Source organism: Streptomyces sp. NPDC093510 (genome assembly GCF_040683555.1).
GTDB lineage: Bacteria > Actinomycetota > Actinomycetes > Streptomycetales > Streptomycetaceae > Streptomyces.
Window position 1 is genome coordinate 358,368 of sequence record NZ_JBFBEE010000003.1, and the last position, 18,919, is coordinate 377,286.

The 18,919-nt window shown below is 72.7% G+C and carries 18 protein-coding genes and 1 other RNA gene; 9 read left to right on the forward strand and 10 right to left on the reverse strand.

What is annotated here, in order from left to right:
- Positions 1-4: 4 nt before the first annotated feature.
- On the reverse strand, positions 5-724 hold the full coding sequence (locus tag AB0N81_RS06370) for an ABC transporter permease (protein WP_365356164.1): 720 nt from the start codon (positions 722-724) through the stop codon (positions 5-7).
- Positions 724-1,689 carry an ABC transporter ATP-binding protein gene (locus AB0N81_RS06375; RefSeq protein WP_365356165.1) on the reverse strand — a complete coding sequence of 322 codons (966 nt, stop codon included), beginning with the start codon at positions 1,687-1,689 and terminating at the stop codon, positions 724-726. The genes AB0N81_RS06370 and AB0N81_RS06375 overlap by 1 nt, the downstream gene beginning before the upstream one ends.
- Positions 1,690-2,046: 357 nt before the next feature.
- Between AB0N81_RS06375 and AB0N81_RS06380 the strand changes: the two genes are divergently transcribed.
- The 3 genes from AB0N81_RS06380 to AB0N81_RS06390 all read left to right on the forward strand — a co-directional run bounded on the left by AB0N81_RS06380 (position 2,047) and on the right by AB0N81_RS06390 (position 5,033).
- On the forward strand, positions 2,047-2,901 hold the full coding sequence (locus AB0N81_RS06380; protein ID WP_365356166.1) for a MaoC/PaaZ C-terminal domain-containing protein: 855 nt from the start codon (positions 2,047-2,049) through the stop codon (positions 2,899-2,901).
- 34 nt (positions 2,902-2,935) lie between these two features.
- Complete coding sequence (locus AB0N81_RS06385) at positions 2,936-4,012, forward strand: Zn-dependent alcohol dehydrogenase (protein ID WP_365356167.1); 1,077 nt, start codon at positions 2,936-2,938, stop codon at positions 4,010-4,012.
- A 79-nt stretch (positions 4,013-4,091) separates the two neighbouring features.
- On the forward strand, positions 4,092-5,033 hold the full coding sequence (locus AB0N81_RS06390) for a 3-oxoacyl-ACP reductase (RefSeq protein ID WP_365356169.1): 942 nt from the start codon (positions 4,092-4,094) through the stop codon (positions 5,031-5,033).
- Positions 5,034-5,203: 170 nt separating this feature from the next.
- On the opposite strand, the gene AB0N81_RS06395 is transcribed toward AB0N81_RS06390, so the two are convergent.
- Both AB0N81_RS06395 and AB0N81_RS06400 read right to left on the reverse strand, forming a co-directional pair.
- Positions 5,204-5,377, reverse strand: coding sequence for a hypothetical protein (locus AB0N81_RS06395; RefSeq protein ID WP_365356171.1), 174 nt, complete (start codon positions 5,375-5,377; stop codon positions 5,204-5,206).
- Between the two features lie 43 nt (positions 5,378-5,420).
- A complete protein-coding gene (locus AB0N81_RS06400; RefSeq protein WP_365356172.1) occupies positions 5,421-6,620 on the reverse strand; it encodes a hypothetical protein in 1,200 nt (399 codons plus the stop codon).
- 272 nt (positions 6,621-6,892) lie between these two features.
- Between AB0N81_RS06400 and AB0N81_RS06405 the strand changes: the two genes are divergently transcribed.
- From AB0N81_RS06405 to AB0N81_RS06415, 3 genes are read left to right on the forward strand one after another with little or no spacing between them, the layout of a single operon-like run.
- Positions 6,893-7,747, forward strand: coding sequence for a Nif3-like dinuclear metal center hexameric protein (locus AB0N81_RS06405; protein WP_365356174.1), 855 nt, complete (start codon positions 6,893-6,895; stop codon positions 7,745-7,747).
- Positions 7,744-8,487, forward strand: a complete 744-nt coding sequence (locus AB0N81_RS06410; protein WP_365356391.1) for a C4-type zinc ribbon domain-containing protein — start codon at positions 7,744-7,746, stop codon at positions 8,485-8,487. Before AB0N81_RS06405 ends, AB0N81_RS06410 begins: the two co-directional genes overlap by 4 nt.
- A gap of 19 nt (positions 8,488-8,506) precedes the next feature.
- Complete coding sequence (locus AB0N81_RS06415) at positions 8,507-9,997, forward strand: bifunctional RNase H/acid phosphatase (protein ID WP_365356176.1); 1,491 nt, start codon at positions 8,507-8,509, stop codon at positions 9,995-9,997.
- On the opposite strand, the gene eda is transcribed toward AB0N81_RS06415, so the two are convergent.
- Together eda and yaaA are read right to left on the reverse strand one after the other, a co-directional pair.
- Entirely contained in the window at positions 9,994-10,656 is a 663-nt protein-coding gene (eda, locus tag AB0N81_RS06420) for a bifunctional 4-hydroxy-2-oxoglutarate aldolase/2-dehydro-3-deoxy-phosphogluconate aldolase (protein ID WP_365356178.1), read from the reverse strand. The genes AB0N81_RS06415 and eda overlap by 4 nt on opposite strands.
- 153 nt (positions 10,657-10,809) lie before the next feature.
- Positions 10,810-11,616, reverse strand: coding sequence for a peroxide stress protein YaaA (gene yaaA, locus AB0N81_RS06425; protein ID WP_365356179.1), 807 nt, complete (start codon positions 11,614-11,616; stop codon positions 10,810-10,812).
- A gap of 524 nt (positions 11,617-12,140) precedes the next feature.
- On the opposite strand from yaaA, the gene AB0N81_RS06430 reads away from it, so the two are divergent.
- Positions 12,141-13,583: an RNB domain-containing ribonuclease gene (locus AB0N81_RS06430; RefSeq protein ID WP_365356181.1), complete on the forward strand. Its 1,443-nt coding sequence runs from the start codon at positions 12,141-12,143 to the stop codon at positions 13,581-13,583.
- Here the strand turns inward: AB0N81_RS06430 and AB0N81_RS06435 are convergent.
- Both AB0N81_RS06435 and AB0N81_RS06440 read right to left on the reverse strand, forming a co-directional pair.
- Complete coding sequence (locus tag AB0N81_RS06435; protein WP_365356182.1) at positions 13,565-14,176, reverse strand: hypothetical protein; 612 nt, start codon at positions 14,174-14,176, stop codon at positions 13,565-13,567. The two genes, AB0N81_RS06430 and AB0N81_RS06435, sit on opposite strands and share 19 nt — an antisense overlap.
- Positions 14,173-15,036 carry a MerR family transcriptional regulator gene (locus AB0N81_RS06440; RefSeq protein WP_365356184.1) on the reverse strand — a complete coding sequence of 288 codons (864 nt, stop codon included), beginning with the start codon at positions 15,034-15,036 and terminating at the stop codon, positions 14,173-14,175. The genes AB0N81_RS06435 and AB0N81_RS06440 overlap by 4 nt, the downstream gene beginning before the upstream one ends.
- 92 nt (positions 15,037-15,128) lie before the next feature.
- Between AB0N81_RS06440 and rnpB the strand changes: the two genes are divergently transcribed.
- Both rnpB and AB0N81_RS06450 read left to right on the forward strand, forming a co-directional pair.
- An RNA gene (gene rnpB, locus AB0N81_RS06445) (RNase P RNA component class A) lies at positions 15,129-15,533 on the forward strand.
- 113 nt (positions 15,534-15,646) lie between these two features.
- Positions 15,647-17,050, forward strand: a complete 1,404-nt coding sequence (locus AB0N81_RS06450; protein WP_365356185.1) for a DEAD/DEAH box helicase — start codon at positions 15,647-15,649, stop codon at positions 17,048-17,050.
- 46 nt (positions 17,051-17,096) lie between these two features.
- Here the strand turns inward: AB0N81_RS06450 and AB0N81_RS06455 are convergent, their stop codons facing one another.
- Together AB0N81_RS06455 and AB0N81_RS06460 are read right to left on the reverse strand one after the other, a co-directional pair.
- Entirely contained in the window at positions 17,097-18,452 is a 1,356-nt protein-coding gene (locus tag AB0N81_RS06455) for an MATE family efflux transporter (protein WP_365356187.1), read from the reverse strand.
- A 40-nt stretch (positions 18,453-18,492) separates the two neighbouring features.
- The gene (locus AB0N81_RS06460) at positions 18,493-18,735 is read right to left on the reverse strand and encodes a helix-turn-helix transcriptional regulator (protein ID WP_365356188.1); all 243 of its coding nucleotides are present in this window, start codon (positions 18,733-18,735) and stop codon (positions 18,493-18,495) included.
- Positions 18,736-18,919 lie beyond the last annotated feature (184 nt).

Genomic DNA, 18,919 nt, shown 5'->3' on the forward strand with positions numbered 1-18,919 from the left:
CGGCTCACGCGGTCCGCGCGGCCCGCCGGTACGAGACAACAGCGTACGAACCGAACGCCAGCAGCCAGCAGAGCAGGACCGCCACCGTGACGAGGCCCGGCGCGCTGTGCTCGGTCACCGCGACGCCGAGGTCCGCGAACCGGTGGGTGGGCGTGTAGTCGGCGACGGTCCGCAGCCAGTCGGGGAACTGCGTGATCGGGAACCACAGGCCGCCGAGCACCGCGAGTCCGAGGGAGCAGGCGATGTTGACGACGCCGGTGGACTGGGCGGTGAGGCGGTAGCCGTTGCCGAGCCCGAGGAGGGTGAACGGCAGCGAGCCGAGCCACAGCAGCAGCGTGGCCGCCGCCCACTGCCAGGCGTCCATGCGCACGCCGTTGACCAGGCCGCCCGCGATGAACACCGCGGCGATCGAGGGGAGCACGGTGACCGAACCGTTCAGGGCTCGACCCGCGACGACCTCGCGCGGGGTCATCGGCGTGACCCTGAGCTGCCGCAGCCAGCCGACGGACTTGTCCTCGGCGACACCGGTGCCGGTGTTCATGGCCGCGCCCAGGGCGCCGTACGCGGCCATGCCGATCATCATCTGTGTCTTCCAGGCGTCCGCGTCGTCCCCGCCAACGTTGGTGAACAGCAGGAACATCAGGACCGGCATCGCGATCGCCGAGATCACGTAGCCGGGATCGCGCAGCGTCCTGCGGACCTCGAGTCGGAGGTAGGCGAACATCAGAAGCTCTCCAGAGCGGTCGGAGCGGTCGGGGCGGTCGGGGCGGTGGGGGTGGTCAGGGCCGTGGGGCGGGCGGAAGTGAGGGCGAGGAACGCGTCGTCCATGGAGGCCGGTGCGACCTCGAGACTCCGGATCGCGCCGAGCGAGGCGAGCGCGAGGACCGTCGCGTCCGAGTCGTCGGTACGCAGCCGGGCCCGGTCGCCATGCACCTCGAGGGAGAGCACCCCGGGCAGCTCGGTGAGCCCGGACGTGCCGCCGCCCGCCAGGTCGAAGGAGACGAGGCTGCCGCCCGCCGCGCGCCGCAGCTGCTCCCCGGTGCCGTCGGCGACGACCCGGCCGCGGTCGAGGACGACGATCCGGTCGGCGTGCAGCTCGGCCTCCTCCAGGTAGTGGGTGGAGAAGAGGACGGTGTGGCCGCGCCGCGCATAGGTGCGCATCGAGGTCCAGAAGGCGTTGCGGGCCTCTACGTCGAGGGCGGCGGTCGGCTCGTCGAGCACGAGCAGCGCCGGGTCCCCGGCCAGCGCCACGGCGAACCGCACGCGCTGTGACTGGCCCCCGGACAGCCGGTCCACGCGCCGGTCGGCGAGTTCGGCGATGCCCGCGAGGTCGAGGGCGCGGGCGACGGGCATCGGCTCCGGGTAGGTCCGGGCGACGAAGGAGACCAGTTCGCGGACGGTGACACGTGGCACCTGGCGGCTCTCCTGCAACATCGCGCCGACCTGTCCGGCGGCCACGGCGTGCTCCGGGGACCGTCCGAAGAGGCGGACCGTGCCCGCGTCGGGATCGTTCAGGCCGAGGAGGAGGGAGAGGGTGGTGGACTTGCCCGCGCCGTTGCGGCCGAGCAGGGCGACGGTCTCGCCCCGCCGGATCTCCAGGTCGACGCCGTCCACGGCGCGGACCCCGCCGAAGGTTTTGACGGCCCCGTCGAATGCCACCGCGGGTCCGTCCTGTGCTGTCTTCTTCATGGTGACGACGCTACGAATCCGGGGCGGGGCGGCGACAGATGCAGCTGTACGGACCAGGCCGGTACAAATGTCACCGCTCTCCGACGCGGTCCGTGCTCTCCGACGCGGCCCGCGATCTCCGAAGCCGTCCGCGATCTGACGTTGCGTCAGGAGGGTTCACAAGTGCTGGGCCCTCGGCTATACATGGGATCGCCGGACTGGAACGCGTTCTAGAACAAGCCGGTTCGCGGACCGCTCGCGGACCGTTCGCGGACCGTTCGCGGACCGGTCTCCGGCCCTGTTGCGACCTCGGTGCGGCCGACGGTGCGGACGGTCGCACCGAGGTCTTCTCCCGTCGGCCCAAGGAGCTGCCACCCGATGCCCATCGACGCCGAGAAGGCCATGGCCGCCGAGCCCCGGTCCGCCGAGATCGCCTGGGACCACAAGGACGTCCAGCTCTACCACCTGGGGCTCGGCGCCGGACTGCCCGCCACCGACCCGGACGAGCTGCGCTACACCCTGGAGTCCAGGCTGCACGTCCTGCCCAGCTTCGCCACTGTCGCGGGCGCCGGCATGGGCGTCGTCGGCGGTCTCTCCGCGCCCGGCATCGAGATCGACCTCACGGCGGTCCTGCACGGCGGCCAGAGCATCACGCTGCACCGCCCCATCCCGGTCAGGGGCGAGGCCGTCACGACGTCCAGGGTCGCGGCCGTGTACGACAAGGGGAAGGCGGCGATCCTCGTCCTGCGCTCCGAAGTCGCCGACAGCGACGGGCCGTTGTGGACGAGCGACGCCCAGATCTTCGTACGCGGCGAGGGCGGATTCGGCGGCGACCGCGGCCCCTCCACCCGGGTGCCCGCACCCGAGGGCGACCCGGACCTGGAGGTCGAGCGGCCCGTCCGCGAGGACCAGGCACTGCTCTACCGCCTCTCCGGGGACTGGAACCCACTGCACGCCGACCCCGAGTTCGCCGCGCTCGCCGGGTTCGACAAGCCGATCCTGCACGGCCTGTGCACCTACGGAATGACGCTCAAGGCCGTCGTCGACACGCAGCTCGGCGGCGACGTGACCCGCGTCCGCGGCTACAGCACCCGTTTCGCGGGCGTCGTCTTCCCCGGCGAGACGCTGCGCATCCGCATGTGGCGCGGCGAGGGCCGTGTCCAGGCCACGGTCACGGCGGTCGAGCGGGACGACGCGCCGGTGCTGGCCGACACGGTAGTCGAACACGCCTGAGAGCCAGCGATCTTCGTACGAGAGGAGCCGCACCATGCGCGCAGCCGTACTGCACGAGACAGGCCAGGAGAAGCTCGAAGTCCTCGACGACATCGAGACGGTGGGCTTTGGCCCCGGCAAGGTGAAGATCCGGGTCCGGGCCACCGGACTGTGCCACTCCGACATGTCGGCGATGAACGGCGTGCTGCCGCAGCCCGCCCCCTTCGTCCCCGGCCACGAGGGCGCCGGCGAGATCATCGACGTCGGCGACGGCGTGAGCGGCCTCTCCCAGGGCGACCGGGTCCTCCTCTGCTGGCTCCCCGCCTGTGGCGCCTGCCCCGCCTGCAAGCGAGGCCAGACCCAGCTCTGTCTCGCCGGGTTCATGAACGCGGGCACGCCCAACTTCAAGCGCCCCGGCGGTGACGTCTTCGGCTTCGCGGGCACCGGCACCTTCGCCGAGGAGGTCGTCGTCGAGGCCGGGTGCGCGGTGCCGATCCCCGACGACGTGCCCTTCGACATCGCGGCACTGATCGGCTGCGGCGTGACGACGGGGCTCGGCGCGGCCGTCAACACGGCTGATGTGGCGGTCGGTTCGTCGGTCGCCGTGATCGGCTGCGGCGGCGTCGGCATCTCCGCGATCCAGGGTGCCCGGCTCAAGGGCGCGGCGCAGATCATCGCGGTCGACCCGGTCGCGTCGCGCAGGGAGGCCGCGCTCACGTTCGGCGCCACGGAGGCGGTGGCGCCCGACGAACTGGCCGACGCCAAGCAGCGGATCACCGCGGGCGAGGGCTTCGACTACGTCTTCGAGGTCGTCGGCAAGTCGGCCACGGCCCGCACGGCGTACGAGACGACCCGCCGCGGCGGCACCCTGTGCGTCGTCGGCGCCGGAGCCATGGACGACTACCTGCGACTCAACATGTTCGAGCTCTTCTTCGACGAGAAGCGCATCCTGCCGTCCATGTACGGCGGGGCCGACGTCCTCACGTCGTACGAGCGGGCCATCGCGCTCTGGCGGGCCGGACGCATCGACCTGGCGAGCCTGATCACGCACCGCGTGCAGCTCGCCGAGGTCAACGAGGCCCTGGACCAGATGCGCACGGGCGTCGCCCTGCGCACCTGCATAGAGATCTGACCAGAGATCCGACCAGAGATCCGACCAGAGATCTGATCAGAGAACTGACCCGACCAGTCCCAGTTCCGGGAGGACATGGATGGCACTGCCACTTGAGGGCCTGTCGGCGATCGTCACCGGCGCGGGTCGCGGGCTCGGCCGCGCCGAGGCGCGGGAACTCGCCAGGCTCGGCGCGAGCGTCGTCGTCAACGACTTCGGGCAGCCGGGACGCGACGGCTCCGGCGAGGCGTCGGCGGCGCCCGCCGAGGAGGTCGCGGCCGAGATCCGGGCGGCGGGCGGACAGGCCGTCGCCCACACCGGCGACGTCGCGGACCACACGCAGGCCCGCGATCTGGTGCGCCTGGCGGTGGACGCGTACGGAAAGCTCGACATCCTGGTCAACAACGCGGGCATCCTGCGGGACCGGATGATCTTCTCGATGAGCGAGTCCGAATGGGACTCGGTCATCCACGTCCACCTCAAGGGCCACTTCAACACCACCCACTTCGCGTCGGCCCACTGGCGCGAGCGTTCCAAGGCGGCGGGCGGCCCGGTGTACGGCCGGATCGTCAACACCTCGTCCGAGGCCTTCCTCGCCGGGTCGGCCGGGCAGCCCAACTACGCGGCGGCGAAGGGCGGCATCGTCGGCCTGACGACCTCGACGGCGCTGGCCCTCGCCAAGTACGGCGTGACCGCCAACGCCATCTGCCCCCGTGCCCGTACGCGGATGACGGAGGACGTCTTCGCCGGGTTCGAGGAGCCGTCGGAAGGAGAGCTCGACCCGCTGGCACCCGAGCATGTCGCGCCCCTGGTGGGGTACTTGGCGTCACCCGCCGCCGGGCGGGTCAACGGGCAGCTGCTCGTGGTCCACGGCGGCATGGTCGCGATCGTCGAGCGGCCCAAGGTGGCGGCGAAGTTCGACTCGGCGAAGGAGGCGTTCACCTTCGACGAGCTGGACGAGGCGCTCTCCCCCTATTACGCGGACCGTCCGGCGAGCGAGACGTTCGCGGCGGCGGAGGTACTGGGGCTAAAGCGGGGCTGAGCCACCGGCGTTCCGCAGGCGACGGAGAGACCGAGAGATGGGGAGACGGGGAGACGGGGAGACGGAGAGGCGGAGAGGCGGGGAAAGGTCTCGCCCCCGTGCCGCTCGTGACGGCGCGGGGGCGAGACCTTTCTGCACATCCGCTGCTCTGCGGCGCGGCACGCGGTGGATCAGGACTGGTGGTCCTGCCTGCGGTGCCGCCCCCGCGGCGCCGTCGCCTCGTCGTGCTCGGCCACCGGGCCCCGGTGCCTGCCCGCGCCGACGTGTGCGCCGGTGGGTATGGTCGCCGGCCGCTGTGGTGCGGCGTTCTGCTGTGTCTCCGTGACGGTCTCGGTCGTAGTCAAGCCATTCACCCCGTAAGAAGATCGTTCGTACAGCCGGGCGAGTCTAACCGCCCGCCGTCCGACCTCCGAGGGGTGCCTGCTGCAGGGGGACGGGGCGTGCCGCGGCGGGCTTCGGGGGGCCCACCGGGGGCGGCTGCGGGGTGTGCGGGACGCCGTCCGGCAGGGCCGCCGCGGCGGCGGGGGGCGGCACGGGCCCCGCCACCCGGGCCACTCCGCACGGAGTCGTACCCGTCACGTACGGCAGACACAGGGTGCCCTCCCGCGTCCACCAGCCCGAACCGGCCAACCAGCCCGGGGGAGCGGCCAGTTGATGCACCTGCCGCCGCGCGGGCCGCCACAGGCCGAGCCGGCTCGCACCCTGCGCCGGACCGTCGATCCGCAGCGCCACCCCGCAGGACTCCGGCGTGAGCACCTGACCCGGCTGGATCGCGAACGGCGTCACCGTGAGGCCCGGCAGCCGCAGGCACTCCGGGAAGCGCACCGGCCGCGTACCGCCGAGGACGCCCCAGCCGAGGCGGTGCTCGCCCGGGGCGTCCGAGCGGATCAGGAGCAGGCCGCTGCCCGCGTCGGCGAGCAGCAGCCGGTCGTCGCTGTCCTCGGAGATCTGCAGGAGGGGAGAGACCTCGCCGCCGCGCTCCAGGTCCACCGCGACCGTCTTGGTGCGGCCGTCCAGTTCGCGGTCCAGGGCGAGCATGCGGTCCGTGCCGTCGAGCCAGACGCCGCCCGAGCACCGGCCGGGCACCTCGGCGAGGTGCTCGGGCCCGAAGGCGCCGCCCGCCACCAGCCACACGTCCGAGGCGCGGGCGCCGGGTGCGAGGGCGTACGCGCGCGTGCCGCCCGGTGCGGGCGGCAGCAGGCTCAGCTCGCCGCACTCCACGGCCCCCAGCGGCACCTCGCCGGTGCCCGGGCCGGTCGGGTAGAGCAGGGAGAAGGTGTGCCGCTCGCCCACCACCCGGTGGATGAGGACACGGCCGTCGGCCATCGGGAGCACTTCCGTGGCCGGTTCCTCGGGCTGGTTGCCGGGCAGCGGCACGGCGTACGGCTCGGCGGAACCGAGGGTCCAGCGTTCGGGATACCAGGAGTCGGGCGCGCCGGCCGCGCGGGCGAGGCGCGCCGCGTACGACCCGTCCGCCGTGATCGTGCATCCCGCGGCGCGGGCGGGTGTACGGACACGGACGCGGGCCTGGACCGGTGGCGGCACGGGGGGCGCCAGAGGCGCCGGTGGTGCTGGTGGCGCTGTCATCGTGGGTGTCACCTCCGGCCATGAAGCTAGTTTTCGCACGCACTGCCGCGGCACCGACGGGCGTCCGCTTCACACAGAAGGGTGGCGATGTCCGGATTCGCCTGAGAGGGCAGGGACGGTTGTGCTGTGCCGGGTGCGAAGGTTCCGCGGACGGCGGTTGCCGCCGCTGTCCCCTGCGCCCCTCACCGGGGCCGGGGAGCCGTTCCGTAGCGGCCCGACAGCGGTCCGTCACGCACGACCTGCCGGGCACGGAGGGAAGGTAGCCTTTCTCCGTGCCCCGTCTGTCTGAAGTCATCGCCGCGCTCGACGCCCTGTGGCCCGCCGAACTGGCCGAGAGCTGGGACGCGGTCGGCACGGTCTGCGGAGACCCCGACGCGGAGGTCTCCCGGGTCCTCTTCGCCGTCGACCCCGTCCAGGAGATCGCCGACGAGGCGGTCGCGCTGGGAGCCCAGCTCCTGGTCACCCACCACCCCCTCTACCTGCGGGGTACGACGACGGTCGCGGCGTCCACCTTCAAGGGCCGCGTCGTCCACGACCTGATCAAGCACGACGTCGCGCTGCACGTCGCGCACACCAACGCCGACCGCGCCGACCCCGGCGTCTCCGACGCGCTCGCGGGCGCCCTCGACCTCCGGGTCGTACGCCCCCTCGTGCCGGACCCCGCCGACCGGCACGGCCGCCGCGGCCTCGGCAGGATCTGCGAACTCGAACACCCCCTGACCCTGGGCGAGCTGGCCGAGCGCGCCGCGAAGCGGCTGCCCGCCACCGCGCAGGGCATCCGCGTCGCGGGCGACCCCGACGCGCTGATCCGCACCGTCGCGGTCAGCGGCGGCTCCGGCGACAGCCTCTTCGACGACGTGCGCGCCGCGGGCGTCGACGCCTTCCTCACCGCGGACCTGCGCCACCACCCGGCGTCCGAGGCCCGCGAACGCACGCCTCTCGCGCTGCTCGACGCGGCGCACTGGGCCACCGAGTGGCCCTGGTGCGAGCTGGCCGCAGCCCAGCTCGACGAGATCTCCGACCGGAACGGATGGGGACTGCGCGTCCACGTCTCCAAAACGGTCACCGACCCCTGGACCGCCCACGCGGCCTCCACCACTTCTCAATCCTCTGGAGCCCCCAACTGAACGCCGCGCCCGCCGACCAGATCCGACTGCTCGACGTCCAGGCCCTGGACGTACGCCTGCAGCAGCTCGCGCACAAGAAGAAGTCCCTGCCCGAGCACGCCGAGATCGAATCGCTGAACAAGGACCTCGCGCAGCTGCGCGACCTGCTCGTCGCCTCGACGACCGAGGAGAGCGACTGCGCCCGCGAGCAGACCAAGGCGGAGCAGGACGTCGACCAGGTCCGCCAGCGCGCGGCCCGCGACCAGCAGCGCCTCGACTCCGGCGCGGTCACCTCGCCCAAGGACCTGGAGAACCTCCAGAAGGAGATCTCCTCGCTGGCCAAGCGCCAGGGCGACCTCGAAGACGTCGTCCTCGAGGTCATGGAGCGCCGCGAGGCCGCGCAGGAGCGGGTCACGGAGCTCACCGAGCGGGTCTCCTCGGTCCAGTCGAAGCTCGACGCCGCGACGGGCCGCCGCGACGCCGCGTTCGAGGAGCTCGACGGCGAGGCCGCGACGGTCGGCAAGGAGCGCGAGGTCGTGGCGGGTTCGGTCCCGGCCGACCTGCTGAAGCTCTACGACAAGCTGCGCGTGAAGGAGGGCGGCGTCGGTGCCGCCAAGCTCTACCAGCGGCGCTGCGAGGGCTGCCGCCTGGAGCTCAACATCACCGAGGTCAACGAAGTGAAGGCGGCGTCCCCGGACACCGTGCTGCGGTGCGAGAACTGCCGCCGCATCCTCGTCCGCACGTCCGAGTCCGGCCTTTAGGGTCCAGGGGGCTTTGTCCGTGCGGGAGTTCATCGTCGAGGCCGACGGCGGGTCACGGGGCAACCCGGGGCCCGCGGGGTACGGCTCCGTCGTCATCGACGCGGCCACGGGGGAGACCCTGGCGGAGGCCGCCGAGTACATCGGCGTCGCGACCAACAACGTCGCTGAGTACAAGGGCCTCGTGGCCGGTCTGAAGGCGGCGTACGCGCTGGACCCGGCCGCCTCGGTGCACGTCCGCATGGACTCCAAGCTCGTCGTCGAGCAGATGTCGGGCCGCTGGAAGATCAAGCACCCCGACATGAAGCCGCTCGCGGCGGAGGCCGCGCAAATCTACCCGTCGTCCCAGGTGACGTACGAGTGGATCCCGCGCGAGAAGAACAAGCACGCGGACCGGCTCGCGAACGAGGCGATGGACGCGGGCAAGCGGGGGGAGCCGTGGTCGCCTTCGGCGTCCACGGCGGAGCTCGACGCGCGGGCCGCGCGCGCGGCCGCGGCGGTCGCCCCGCTCGCCGGTCCGTCCACCTGTTCGCCCACCGGTCCGTCCACCTGTTCGCCCACCGGTTCGCCCACCGGTCCGCCGGGGGACGCTGCGGCGGGCGCGGCCCGGGCGCGGGCGGCGCTGGCCGCCAGGGGTGACGGCGCCGCGGGCTTTGGCACGGGTTCTCCCGCTGGCACGGGTTCTCCTGCTGCCGCGGGTTCTTCCGCTGCCGCGGGGTCTCCGGCTGCCGCGGGTTCTTCCGCCGGCGCGGGTTCTTCCGCCGTCGCGGGTTCTGGTTCTCCCGTTGTCTCTCCGCAGGGCGGAACGGCCGCGGCCGTGGGTGCGGACGTCCGGGCCGCGGGGAACGCCGCGCGGGTTCCGCAGGTCGGCTGGGCCGCGCCCGCCGATCTCGGTGCCCCCGCGACCTTCGTCCTGCTGCGGCACGGCGAGACCGCGCTCACCCCCGAGAAGCGGTTCTCCGGGAGCGGCGGATCCGATCCGTCCCTGTCGGACGTGGGACGCGAGCAGGCCGAGCGGACCGCGGCCGCGCTCGCCGCGCGCGGCACGATCCAGGCGATCGTCTCCTCACCGCTCAAGCGCTGCCAGGAGACCGCGCACACCGTCGCCGCCCGCCTCGGGCTCGACGTGCGCCTCGAAGAGGAGCTGCGCGAGACGGACTTCGGGGCCTGGGAGGGCCTCACCTTCGGCGAAGCGCGTGAGCGCTACGCCGAGGAGCTCAACGCCTGGCTGGCCTCGCCGGACGCGGCCCCGCCGGGCGGCGAGTCGTTCGCGGCGGTCGCCCACCGGGTGTCGGCGGCGCGCGACCGGCTGACCGGCGCCTACGCGGGCCGAACGGTCCTGCTCGTCACGCACGTCACGCCCATCAAGACGCTCGTGCGGCTCGCGCTCGGCGCCCCGCCGGAGTCCCTGTTCCGCATGGAACTCTCGGCGGCCTCGGTCTCGGCCGTCGCGTACTACGCCGACGGCAACGCGTCGCTGCGGCTCCTGAACGACACGTCGCACCTGCGCTAGCGCAAGGACGCGGCCTCGCGGGCCAGGGACTCCACGCGGGCCCAGTCCTTGGCGGCGACGGCGTCGGCGGGAAGCATCCAACTGCCGCCCACGCAGCCGACGTTCTTCAGCGCGAGGTAGGTCGGCGCGGTGCCGGCCGTGATGCCGCCCGTCGGGCAGAAACGGGCCTGGGGGAGCGGGGCGCCGAGCGACTTGAGGTAGGCGGTGCCGCCGGCCGCCTCCGCCGGGAAGAACTTCATCTCCCGTACGCCGCGTTCGAGCAGCGCCACGACCTCCGACGTCGTCGAGACGCCCGGCAGGAACGGCACGCCGGAGTCCCGCATCGCGTCCAGCAGCGTGTCCGTCCAGCCCGGACTGACGAGGAAACGGGCGCCCGCCTCCACGGACTCGGTGACGTTCCGCGTCGAGATGACCGTGCCCGCGCCGACCATCGCGTCCGGTACCTCGGCGGCGATCGCCGAGATCGCGTCCAGCGCGACGGGCGTCCGCAGCGTCACCTCGATCGCGGGCAGGCCGCCCGCGACCAGTGCTCGCGCCATCGGCACGGCGTCGTCGAGGTCCGCCACGACGACTACGGGGATGACGGGGGCGAGGTCCAGGACGGAGGTCGTCGGCTCGGGGGAGGGTGCGGAGGCGGAGGCGGAGGCGGAGGTGGTCATGAAGGCATCCTGCACGGGGTGCGCAGCATGCGCAAAGGGTGTTGCGCATGCTGCAACGGTGAGGGTGTCGGGATGCGGGGACGTGGGATGTGGGGGCGTGGGATGTGGAGACGTGGGATGTGGGGGAGGGGGTGAGCTTCCTTCTTCGCTGTGTCAGTGGATCTCGCGTACCACCACGTCCAGGGCCCACGGCTTGCCCGCCTTGGCCGGAGCCTCCGCCTCCACCACGTGCCCCAGGTCCCGCAGCGCCTCCACCAGCTCGGCCGGGTCCTTCGGCTGCGTCCCGGTCGTCAGCAGGGAACGGACGATGCGGCCCTTCGTCGCCTTGTTGAAGTGCGACACGACGGATCGCTTCTCGGCGCCGGTCTTCTCGTCGACCTGCGCGTGCAGCACGCGTACGGTCGCCGTCCGGCCCGCGACCTCGCCCTTCGGCTTCCACGCCGCCGCGTACGCGGACGACCGCAGGTCCAGGACGAGGCCGTCGCCCGCGGCCTCGGGCATGACGGAGGCCATCGGCGTACGCCAGTACGCGCCGAGTGCGCCGATGCCCGGGAGCTTCACGCCCATCGAGCAGCGGTAGGAGGGGATCCTGTCGCCCACGCCGACGGCGCCCCACAGGCCGGAGAAGACGAGCAGGGAGCGGGTGGCGCGGCGCTTGGCGGGGGCGTCGAGGGAGGCGAGGCCGAGGGCGTCGTACAGGACGCCCGTGTAGATCTCGCCGGCCGGGCGGGCGCCCGCCGTGCGCAGCTCGGCGTTCTTGGCCACCTCGCCGCGCAGGCCCTCGCTGAGGCCGAGCACGGTTCGGGCCTTCTCCTCGTCCGCGGCGCACAACTCGACGAGCTCGTCCAGAACGGCCTGCCGCGCCTCGGCGAGCCCCGGCAGCGACAGGGACTCCGGCTTGAGGGGGGCGCCCCGACCGGAGGGAGCCTTGCCTTCGGACGGCGGCAGCAGGACGAGCACGATCGGACTCCTTAAGCGGTACGGGGGAGGGGTGCGGCCCCTGCGAAAGCGTACGGGGTGCGGGGGCTGGGGCGGGTTCGCCTGCTGGTCTGTGGGGCGGGGCCGTGGGGGTATGTACGTACTCGCTATCCCTTCGCCACGCCTCAAGTCCAAAGACGCCAGAGTGTGCTTGGTGCTCCGTGCGCACATACCCCCACGTCCCCTCGGGCCGGTTGCGCGGCTGCGGCCCGGTGGAGGGCCACCCCCCTACTGCTCCTACCCCTGCAGGGCGTCGCGGGGAACACCCCACCCACCCGCCCCTACTCCCGCGGGACGTCGCGGGGCGAACGGGTGGGTGGGTGGGATACATCCGCCGCGGAGCGGCGGGCTTGGTGCTCCTACCCCGGGGGGACGTCGCGGGGAACATCCCACCCACCCGCCCCTACTCCCGCGGGACGCCGCGGGGCAAACGGGTGGGTGGGTGGGGAACATCCGCCGCGGAGCGGCGGGACTGTTTGGGGGGTGGGGCGGCCTACCCTCGGCGTATGCCCCGTCGTCGATTCCGTGTGACCGGCGCAGCCGAGGCCCCCCTGCGGGCCGCCCTGCGTGAGCTGCGTACGAAGCTGGAGGTGCCGGGGGAGTTCCCCGACGGCGTCCTCGCGGAGGCGGAGCGGGGGGCCGCCGCGCCACGGCTTCCGGAGTACGACGCCACCGGTATCCCGCTGTTCACCGTCGACCCGCCCACCTCCGTCGACCTCGACCAGGCCATGCACCTGGCGCGCCGCGAAGGAGGCGGCTTCCGGGTGACGTACGCGATCGCCGACGTCGCCGCGTACGTCGCGCCGGGCGGCGCCGTCGACGCGGAGGCCCACCGGCGGGTCACGACCCTCTACTTCCCCGACGGGAAGGTGCCGCTCCACCCCACCGTGCTGAGCGAGGGCGCCGCCAGCCTGCTGCCGGGCCAGAGCTGTCCGGCCGTCCTGTGGACCATCGACCTCGACGAGGACGGCCGTACGGTGGCGACCGACGTGCGCCGTGCCCTCGTACGCAGCCGGGCGAAGCTCGACTACGAAGGGGTGCAGAGGGACATCGACGCGGGGACGGCGGAAGAGCCCGTCGCGCTGTTGCGGGACATCGGGCTGCTGCGGGAGCGGCAGGAGGTGGAGCGGGGCGGCATCTCGCTCGACGTGCCCGAGCAGGAGATCGTGGAGCGCGACGGAACGTACGAACTCGCCTTCCGCGCCCCGCTCCCCGCCGACGGCTGGAACGCGCAGATCTCCCTCCTCACCGGCATGGCCGCCGCCGAGCTCATGATCGCCTCGGGGACGGGCCTCCTGCGGACGCTGCCCACCGCCCCCGACGGAGCCGTGGCCCGGCTGCGCCGCACCGCCAAGGCGCTGCACATCGACTGGCCGCACCACGTTCCGTACGCGCGGCTCGTACGCTCACTCGACCCGCGCAGCCCGCACCACGCCGCCTTCCTCCAGGAGTGCACGACGCTGCTGCGCGGCGCGGGCTACACGGCGTTCCGCGGCGGCGAGGTCCCCGAGCTCACCACGCACGCCGCGGTCGCCGCCCCGTACACCCACTGCACCGCCCCCCTTCGCCGCCTCGTCGACCGCTACGCCTCCGAACTCTGCCTCGCGGCCTGTGCGGACGTACCGCCCCCGGAGTGGGTGCTCGCCGCCCTGGACGAGCTGCCCAAGGAGATGGCGGACGGCGCGCGGCGCGGCAACACCGTGGAGCGGGAGTGCGTGGACATCGTCGAGGCCGCGCTGCTCAAGGGGCGGGTCGGTGAGATCTTCGACGCGGTCGTCGTGGATGTGAAGGAGGGGGCGACGGCCGTCGGGACCGTGCAGTTGGCGGAGCCGGCCGTTGTCGCGCGGATCGAGGGCGGTTCGGCGCAGCTGCCCCTGGGGGAGCGGATGCGGGTCCGGCTCACCCAGGCCGACCCCGGGACGGCGAAGGTTCAGTTCGCGCCCGCGTGAGGGCGGGCGGGGGGAGGGCGCCGCTCCGTCAGTGCCGTGAAGAGGTGCTTCGGGTCGTCCGCGTGCAGGCGGATCGTCGTCACCTCCCGGCGCCTCCCCAGGAAGCCGACGTCGGTGACGGGCCCGGTGAGCTCCAGGGTCAGTGACGTCGTCGAGGCGACCGGCACGTCGAGCACTCCGTCGGCGACCTCGTGCGTGAACCGGCGTTCGAGGCGCACGGCGCCGACCAGCGCCAGCGGTATCCGCAGGTCCCGGTGCGCGCCCTGGCGCACCCGCAGCGCGTCCGGCGACAGCACGTGCGGGTGGGTGACGGACGCGGCGTGGACGCCGATCAGCAGGACCACGCTGTAGACGTGGACGACCAGCACGACGGCGTGGACGGTCGCCCAGTCCCGCAGCAGCACGGACATCCCGAACGCCTCGACGGCACAGATGAACGTCAGGGCGTACAGGGTCGCCGCCTGGTCCTTGGCGTGCCCGAAGGCCCGCTCGCCCGCCGCCTCCCGCACACCGTGCCGCCGCCGGGCCACCCACAGCACGAGGCTGGCCAGGACGCGCAGTTCGTGCCCGAGGATGCGGCCCGGGAAGGTCATTCCGATCCCCTCTCTCCCGCACGGTTCGTGTCCGGTCCGCGGCGTGCGAGCAGCCGCATCGCGCGGCGTACCGCTTCGGCCTGCGCGGGCGCGAAGTCGGCGAAGAACGCTTCGAGGAAGCCGTCGTCACGGCCCTTGTGGATCTCTCCGTTCTCGGTGAAGATCTGTGCTCCCTCGGTTCCCAGGTCCGTCAGGAGCGCGTCGGGCAGGAGGTCGGCGAGCGTCCGCGCGGCCTCGTCCACGGCGGCGTCCGTGCGGGGATCCGCGAGGTCGGCGTCGGCGAGCGCGTCGAGGCGCGTGTACACCTCGTGGGCCCGCTCCACCGCCCCGGGCGCGGTGAACGCCGGACGCATCGCGGCGAGGAGGGCGTCCCGGTCCTCGGGCGAGGCGGTCGTGTCGAGCAGGGCGAGGAACTCGCGGTCCTTCGCGGCCATCACGGACTCCGGCCCCGGGCGCCCCTCCGAGGCGCGTGCCATCTCGCCGAAGAAGTCGGCCAGTTCGGGTGAGACGGGCCCTTCCGGCGAGAGGCGGCCGCGTTCCGCGTCGTCGAGGAGGGCCCGCAGCCGCTGCCTGCGCCCGCGGATCGCGGCCTCCTGCCGGGCCAGGTCCGCGTCCAGTTCGGCGAGGACCTCGGCGAGGTCGCGGCCCGCGTCGTCCGCGAGTACGTCCCGCACCTCGGCGAGCCCCAGCCCGAGCTCGGTCAGTCGCCGGACGCGGGCCAGCGCGACGGCGTGCCGCAGTCCGTATGCGCGATAGCCGTTGGGCCGTCGTTCCGGTTCCGGCAGCAGGCCCTGGTGGTGGTAGTGCCTGATGGCGCGTGTGGTGACGCCGATGATGGCGGCGAGCTCTCCGATCCGCATGCGCTCAGTAGAAACGTTGACGCCGCGACAAGGTCAAGCAGCCGCGGCGCCCGGCCGCGGGACCCGGCGGGTACCATGGTCGGCACGGCAGACGAGCCGGGCGGACGGTCGCGTGAGGATCCCTTCGGGGAGCTTCCCGAGGAACGTCCGGGCTCCACAGGGCAAGGTGGTGGCTAACGGCCACCCGGGGTGACCCGCGGGACAGTGCCACAGAGAACAGACCGCCGAGGGCTCCGGCCCCCGGTAAGGGTGAAACGGTGGTGTAAGAGACCACCAGCGCCTGAGGTGACTCAGGCGGCTAGGTAAACCCCACCTGGAGCAAGGTCAAAAGGAGCGCCGTGAAAAGCGCTCTGCGCGGACGTTCGAGGGCTGCCCGCCCGAGTCCGCGGGTAGACCGCACGAGGCCGGCAGCAATGCCGGCCCTAGATGGATGGCCGTCACCGCGACGTCCGCGAGGACCCGCGGTACAGAACCCGGCGTACAGCCCGGCTCGTCTGCCCCACCCGCTCCGGCCCGGCCGGAGCGGCGCACCACTCAGGCCCGCGCCCGCTGGGCCGAAGCCTGCCGGGCCTTTCTCGGTACGCGTACGCTCCCGATGCGGAAGGCCGCCATGACCCACCAGGAACGCCCCGGCACCCCGACCGCCGAGGACGCCCCCGCCGTCGCCGTCTCCTCCTTCGCCGACCTGGACCTGCCGCCCGCCCTGCTGCGGACGCTCGACGGGCTCGGCGTCACCGAGCCCTTCCCGATCCAGGCCGCCACGCTGCCCAGCGCCCTCGCGGGACGCGACGTCCTCGGGCGCGGACGCACCGGTTCCGGCAAGACGCTCGCCTTCGGGCTGGCGCTGCTCGCGCGGACGGCCGGGCGGCGCGCGGAGCCGAAGCAGCCCCTCGCGCTGGTCCTGGTGCCCACCCGCGAGCTGGCCCAGCAGGTCACCGAGGCCCTCACCCCGTACGCCGAGGCGCTGCGGCTGCGCCTCGCCACCGTCGTCGGCGGCATCTCGATCGGCCGCCAGGCCGCCGCGCTGCGCGAAGGGGCCGAGGTCGTCGTGGCCACCCCCGGCCGGCTGCACGACCTCATCGACCGCAAGGACTGCCGCCTCGGGCGGGTCCGGATCACCGTCCTCGACGAGGCCGACCAGATGTGCGACATGGGCTTCCTGCCGCAGGTCACGGAGGCTCTCGACCAGGTGCGCCCGGACGGTCAGCGGATGCTGTTCTCGGCCACCCTGGACCGCGACGTCGACCAGCTGGTCAGCGACTACCTCGACGCCCCCGTCGTCCACTCCGTCGACCCGTCCGCGGGCGCGGTGACGACGATGGACCACCATGTCCTGGTCGTCCACGGCCCGGACCGGTACGCCGTCACCACGGAGATCGCCGCCCGCGACGGCCGCGTCCTGCTGTTCCTGGACACCAAGCACGCCGTCGACCGCCTCACCCGGCACCTGCGGGACAGCGGCGTGCACGCCGCCGCCCTGCACAGCGGCAAGTCCCAGCCGCAGCGCAGCCGGACACTCGCACAGTTCAAGGACGGCCAGGTCACCGTCCTCGTGGCGACGAACGTCGCGGCCCGCGGCCTGCACGTCGACGACCTCGACCTCGTCGTCAACGTCGACCCGCCGACCGACCCCAAGGACTATCTGCACCGCGCGGGCCGCACCGCACGGGCGGGCGAGTCCGGCCGCGTGGTCACCCTGGTGCTGTCCGCGCAGCGCCGCGAGATGAGCCAGTTGATGGCCGAGGCCGGCATCGAGCCGACGATCACCAAGGTCCGCTCGGGCGAGGCGGAGCTGACGCGGCTCACCGGGGCGAAGGCTCCCTCGGGCACCCCGCTCGACCGCGGACCCGCCACGGCCCGCGCCAAGAACGTCAACGCGCCCTTCCGGGGCCTGGGCACCAGCAAGGACGCCTCCCGCGGTTCGGGTGGCACGGGCGGCAAGTCCCGCAAGGCCGGCGAGGCCCGCAAACTCGCCGAGGCCCGGAAGGCGGCGCGGGTGCGGCGCGGGGGCTGAGCCGGGGGGTCGGCAGTCGGCGGCCGGGACGCCGGATCTTCCGGGATCATGCCCGGACGCCGGGGTTCGCCGCGTCTGCGTTGCTCACCTCGGCCCGGGTCCAGCAGCCGTTCCGGACGGCTCTCCAGAAGACGAGAGCGAGAACCGCCGACGGAATCAGGGCGCCGGCGACGGCGAGGACGGCGGAATCCCAGACGAACACCGCGACGGCCGCCAAGGGGATCGCGAGCGCGTAATTGGTGACCGTGGAGGCGAGTGCGAGCAGGCCACCGCGCTGGTGGACGGTGAGGATCTCACCGAAGTGATGCTCGAGCAGGTACGCGGGGACAGTGAGCAGACAGGCCAGGACCAGTGACCGGGTGAGTTCGGTGTCCTGCTGTCCGTCGGCGAAGGCCGCCACGAGCCAGGGCGAGAACACTGCTACGAGTACGGCTCCGGCAGCGGTCGGTACGGCCGCGTACCGCAGCAGCAGCCGGGACGTACGGGAGAGGTCCGGTTCGCCTTCGCCCAGCCGGTATCCGTAGAAGACGAACGTGCTGGACACGCAGGCCTGCGGTATGCGGCAGAAAAGGCTCCAGATTTTGACGGCCACGGTGACGGCGGCAAGTGTCCGCACACCCAGTGTGCCCAGGAGCATCGTTCGCGCGATCGTGCCGGAGTAGTCGTTGAAGTGGCGCACACCCACGCCCGGCGCCGTTCGGGCCATGGACCGTGCTTCGGCCGCCGACGTGCTCCAGCTCAACTTCGCGAAGGAATCGGCACGTTCCCTCAGCGCCCGCAGGAACAGCCAGAGGCTGCCGCACGCGATCAGGAGCTGGGCCGCCGTCGTGGCGGCCGCGACGGCGGCGGCGGGGGAGGCGAAGAGCTCTGCCGCTCCGGTGTAGAGGAACAGCCAGTTCAGCGCGGCGTTGGCGCCGAAGCCCAGGACGAGGAGCATGAGCGACTTGTTCTTCAGGCCGCATATCTTCAGCGCCTCGTTGAGAGCGGCGTACACGACGGAGAAGCCGATGCTGAGTCCCCGGACCGTCACGAAATCGCCGGTGAGCGGCACGACGTCGGCGCTCTGTCCGGCCAGTCGCAGAGCCGGTTCGACGCCCAGGATGATGAGCGAGGCCACGATCTGGACCGGGATGACGAGGAGCAACAGGGCCCCGGCCAGGGCAGGCAGGCGTCGCGCGATGGAACCGCTGCCCTCGGCGATGGCGAGACGGCCGCTGAAGGTGTCGACGATGCCGATGACGAAGAGCGCCGATATTCCCGCGGTGATGACGTCGCCCAGGCCCACGGCCGCCACTTGGTCGATGCCCTTGGGGGCGATCATCAGAAGGTCGATCGCGCCGAAACCCACGGAGGCCAGACCGATGAGTCCGATGGTCGTGGCGAGCCCGGCATAGTTCCGCACGGTCAGTTCAGTGTGCCGAAGGTCCGTACGCGTCATCGCGTCAGCGCGTCCCGCCACCCGATGCCGCCGCGTCCTCCGTGAGGCTCAGGTGGATCAGATGGGCCACCGTGGGCGCGGTGCGCTTGCTGCGGATGCGGCGCAGGTACGTGCTCACAGTGTGCACGCTGATGCCCAGACGTCGGGCGATCTGCTTGTGGGAGAGGCCTGCCGCGATGTGGGCCAACACCTGACGCTCCCTGTGGGACAACGCCGGTGCGTTCTGCGGGCGGCTGTCTACTGGCATCTTCCCTCCGGGAGGGACTGTCAACACGTACGGCGGCTGTGGCCGCAACGTGATCTAACCACGGTCGTGGAGAAACAGAAAGGAACCCCCGCACACCCAGGGAAAACGCGGCGCTACTGAGCGCCACCGGCGGTGTCAAGTCCCCAGTTCGGGTGACTGTGGACGCGCTTCGGTGCGGGCGAGT

What these genes read in the sequence shown, in the direction of transcription:
- AB0N81_RS06370 (WP_365356164.1), bottom strand. Translation starts at nt 724, where the DNA reads ATGTTCGCCTACCTCCGACTCGAGGTCCGCAGGACGCTGCGCGATCCC.
- AB0N81_RS06375 (WP_365356165.1), bottom strand. Translation starts at nt 1,689, where the DNA reads ATGAAGAAGACAGCACAGGACGGACCCGCGGTGGCATTCGACGGGGCC.
- AB0N81_RS06380 (WP_365356166.1), top strand. Translation starts at nt 2,047, where the DNA reads ATGCCCATCGACGCCGAGAAGGCCATGGCCGCCGAGCCCCGGTCCGCC.
- AB0N81_RS06385 (WP_365356167.1), top strand. Translation starts at nt 2,936, where the DNA reads ATGCGCGCAGCCGTACTGCACGAGACAGGCCAGGAGAAGCTCGAAGTC.
- AB0N81_RS06390 (WP_365356169.1), top strand. Translation starts at nt 4,092, where the DNA reads ATGGCACTGCCACTTGAGGGCCTGTCGGCGATCGTCACCGGCGCGGGT.
- AB0N81_RS06400 (WP_365356172.1), bottom strand. Translation starts at nt 6,620, where the DNA reads ATGACAGCGCCACCAGCACCACCGGCGCCTCTGGCGCCCCCCGTGCCG.
- eda (WP_365356178.1), bottom strand. Translation starts at nt 10,656, where the DNA reads ATGACCACCTCCGCCTCCGCCTCCGCCTCCGCACCCTCCCCCGAGCCG.
- AB0N81_RS06430 (WP_365356181.1), top strand. Translation starts at nt 12,141, where the DNA reads ATGCCCCGTCGTCGATTCCGTGTGACCGGCGCAGCCGAGGCCCCCCTG.
- AB0N81_RS06435 (WP_365356182.1), bottom strand. Translation starts at nt 14,176, where the DNA reads ATGACCTTCCCGGGCCGCATCCTCGGGCACGAACTGCGCGTCCTGGCC.
- AB0N81_RS06440 (WP_365356184.1), bottom strand. Translation starts at nt 15,036, where the DNA reads ATGCGGATCGGAGAGCTCGCCGCCATCATCGGCGTCACCACACGCGCC.
- AB0N81_RS06450 (WP_365356185.1), top strand. Translation starts at nt 15,647, where the DNA reads ATGACCCACCAGGAACGCCCCGGCACCCCGACCGCCGAGGACGCCCCC.
- AB0N81_RS06460 (WP_365356188.1), bottom strand. Translation starts at nt 18,735, where the DNA reads ATGCCAGTAGACAGCCGCCCGCAGAACGCACCGGCGTTGTCCCACAGG.